This window comes from Aquabacterium sp. (assembly GCF_035476535.1).
GTDB lineage: Bacteria > Pseudomonadota > Gammaproteobacteria > Burkholderiales > Burkholderiaceae_C > Pseudaquabacterium.
The window spans coordinates 1-2,998 of the sequence record NZ_DATILJ010000282.1 but is presented as its reverse complement, the minus strand read 5'-3'; the positions used below and the strand labels follow the sequence as shown (position 1 = coordinate 2,998).

At 70.0% G+C, this 2,998-nt stretch carries 4 protein-coding genes; 2 read left to right on the top strand and 2 right to left on the bottom strand.

From position 1 onward, the window contains the following. Window positions 1–183 (bottom strand): chorismate mutase (locus VLK61_RS27845; protein WP_325426195.1); only part of this gene is annotated, 183 nt, incomplete at its 3' end. Window positions 184–257: 74 nt separating this feature from the next. After that, window positions 258–1,001 carry an ArsR/SmtB family transcription factor gene (locus VLK61_RS27840; RefSeq protein ID WP_325426193.1) on the bottom strand — a complete coding sequence of 248 codons (744 nt, stop codon included), beginning with the start codon at window positions 999–1,001 and terminating at the stop codon, window positions 258–260. A 143-nt stretch (window positions 1,002–1,144) separates the two neighbouring features. On the opposite strand from VLK61_RS27840, the gene VLK61_RS27835 reads away from it, so the two are divergent. Together VLK61_RS27835 and VLK61_RS27830 are read left to right on the top strand one after the other, a co-directional pair. Next, window positions 1,145–2,428, top strand: a complete 1,284-nt coding sequence (locus tag VLK61_RS27835) for an MFS transporter (RefSeq protein ID WP_325426191.1) — start codon at window positions 1,145–1,147, stop codon at window positions 2,426–2,428. Between the two features lie 40 nt (window positions 2,429–2,468). After that, a partial coding sequence (locus VLK61_RS27830; RefSeq protein WP_325426189.1) for a sigma-70 family RNA polymerase sigma factor occupies window positions 2,469–2,998 on the top strand: 530 nt, incomplete at its 3' end.

Sequence of the window (2,998 nt, the reverse complement as noted above, 5' to 3'; positions counted from 1 at the left end):
CTTGAAACGCGTTGCATCGCGCACGCACAAGGCGCGCTGGGCCAGCAGCGCAACGATCTGTTCGTCCAGCGCATCGATGCGCGTGCGCAGCGCGCCGAGCGTGGCGGCCTGCGGCACATAGTCGGGGTCAAGGAAGCGGCGAACCGGCGCAGCGTCAGTGCGCGGCTCTTGGGCGGCAGTCATGGGTCTGGTCTCCTGGGGAATCTCGGTGTGCATCCGCACCAAGCCAATTATGCGCCGCTTGATATGAATGCTTACTAGTTGGCACCAGGCACTGCGGCCGGTTCCGAGAGCTGGCGCCATTGCTCGCTTCCCAACCAGCCACGCAGCGCCACCACGCCCTTGGGCGTGATGTCCAATGCGCGCGAGCCAGCGCGGCGCAGCAGCCAGCCACTGTCCAGGCAATGGGCGCAGATCACCGTACCCAGGCGCCCGGCGACATGAAAGCGCCGCTCGCTCCAATCCAGGCAGGGGCGGCAATGCACGCGCCTGGGTGCGGCCTTGGCAAGCGTGCGCGCGGGGTCGATGCCGATGCGCGCCAGCACCGCACCGGCGCGCTCGGTCACGTGGCCGGCCTCGCCGTCGAAGGCGATGGCCTCGTCGGCCAGCAGGCGCTCGGCGATCGCCACGCCCAGGCGGCCGGCGATGTGGTCATAGCACGAGCGTGCCATGCGCATGGCGGCGTCCTTCGGGCCCGATACCACGGCACGGCGTGGGGTCGACACCTGTGTCGCGGCCAGCTGCATGATGCTCTCGATCAGGTGGGCCACCTCGCCCGACGCCAGCCGGTGGTAGCGGTGCCGGCCGTGCTGCTCGACCTTCATCAGGCCGGCCTCGACCAGCAGCCCCAGGTGCCGGCTGGCCGTCTGCGGCGAGACACTGCCGGCGTGGGCCAGCTCATGCGCGGTCAGCGCGCGCCCGTCGATCAGCTCCAGCAGCATGGCGGTGCGTGCCGGCTCGCCGACCAGCGAGGCGATGTGTGCGATTTGATTGACGTTCATGCGTGCGGTTCTCAGTGTCGGTGTTGCGACGATAGCGCCGTGGCCGGCCGGAATGCTTCGCTCCAGCGCGAAGCATTCTGGCACCGATGCGGTCCACCATGCAGGGCATGCAGCGCCCGCTGCGCAGCCCTCAAGGAAAACCCATGCAGTTGCAAACCACCGCCCCGCTCCCGCCGGCAGCACGCCCCTTCTACGGCACCACTGTGGTCCGCGCCGCGTTTGTGCTGGCCGCCTTCGGCTGGGGCGTCGGCTTCTACAGCCCGTCCATCTTCCTGCACGCCGTGGCGGCGCGCACCGGCTGGTCGTTGCCGCTGGTGTCGGCCGCAGTCACTTTCCATTTCATGTTCGGGGCGCTGATGGTGGCCCGCCTGCCGCGCATCCACGCCCGCTGGGGCATCGCGCTGACCACGGCCGCCGGCGCCGCCGCGCTGGCACTGGGGACGATGGGCTGGGCGGTCGCAGCCCAACCCTGGCAGCTGTTCGCCGCGGCCTTGCTCAGCGGCGCCGGCTGGGTCACGATGGGCGCGGCGGCCATCAACGCGATCCTCTCGCCGTGGTTCGTGCACAGCCGGCCGATGGCCCTGGCCAAGGCCTACAACGGCGCCAGCATTGGCGGTGTGATCTTCTCGCCGCTGTGGGCGGCGTTGATCGCACACCTGGGATTTACCGCCGCCGCGCTGCTGGTGGCGGTGGTCATGCTGACCGTCGTGGCCGCGATTTCGCTGCGCGTGCTGGTGCAGACACCCGAGGCCTTGCACCAGCGGCCCGATGGCGATGCGCCCGGCGTGGCCACGCGCAGCATCACCTCGGCGCGCGCCAGGCCCTTGCCGGGGCGCCTGCTGTGGCGTGACCGTGGCTTCCTCACACTGGCTGCGGGCATGTCCTTGAGCCTGTTCGCCCAGGCCGGCCTGATCGCGCACCTGTACGCCTTGCTGGCCGCGGCCCTGAGCACGCAGGCGGCTGGCTGGGCCATGGCCCTGGTCACCGCCTGCGCCGTCGCGGGGCGAACCGTGGTGGCCAAAATCATGCCGGCCACCGCCGACCGGCGGCGCATCGCCGCTGCCAGCTACGCGGTGCAAGTGGCGGGCTCGCTGGTGCTGCTGGCCGCGTCCGGGCAGCAGACGGCGCTGCTCCTGTTCGGCATCGTGCTGTTTGGCGTGGGCATCGGCAACGCCACGTCGCTGCCGCCGCTGGTGGCGCAGGTGGAATTCGTCAAGGAGGACATGGCACGCGTGGTGGCGCTGATCGTCGCCATTTCACAGGGGCTGTGGGCCTTGGCGCCGGTCGCGTTCGGCATCCTGCTGGCGGCAGGCGACGGCAGCAGTGCGCAGCTAGGCGCGGGCACGCAGCTGTTTTTCACCACGGCGGCCTTGATCCAGCTCGGCGCCATCGCCTGCATGCTGGCCGGCCGCAAACCGCTGCGCTGATTGTCGGAACGTCGCATACTCGTTCGTCCTTGAATCGAGCATGACCGACACCGCCTGGATCGCCGCGACGCTGACCTCCTCCCGCCCGCAGGCCATCGCGGCGCTGCTGCGCTATTTCCGCGACCTGGACACCGCCGAGGAGGCCTACCAGGAGGCCAGCCTGCGCGCCTTGCAGCACTGGCCCGCAGACGGCCCGCCACGCGACCCGCTGGCCTGGCTGATCTTCGTCGGGCGCAATGCCGCGCTCGACGAAGTGCGCCAGCGCAACCGCAACGATGCGCTGCCGCCCGAAGAGCTGATCTCCGATCTTGAAGACGCCGAGGCGCGGCTGGTGGAGCAGCTGGACAACGCGCAATACCGCGACGATTTATTGCGCCTGCTCTTCGTCTGCTGCCACCCCGAACTGCCGGCCACGCAGCAGATCGCCCTGGCGCTGCGCATCGTCTCCGGCCTCTCGGTGCAGGAAATCGCGCGCGCCTTCCTGGTCGGCGAAAGCGCGATGGAGCAGCGCATCACGCGCGCCAAGAAGCGCATCGCCCTGGCCAGCATCCCCTTCGAGACACCGGGGGC

Coding starts and splice junctions, on each gene's coding strand:
- VLK61_RS27840 (WP_325426193.1), bottom strand. CDS start 1,001: ATGAACGTCAATCAAATCGCACACATCGCCTCGCTGGTCGGCGAGCCG.
- VLK61_RS27835 (WP_325426191.1), top strand. CDS start 1,145: ATGCAGTTGCAAACCACCGCCCCGCTCCCGCCGGCAGCACGCCCCTTC.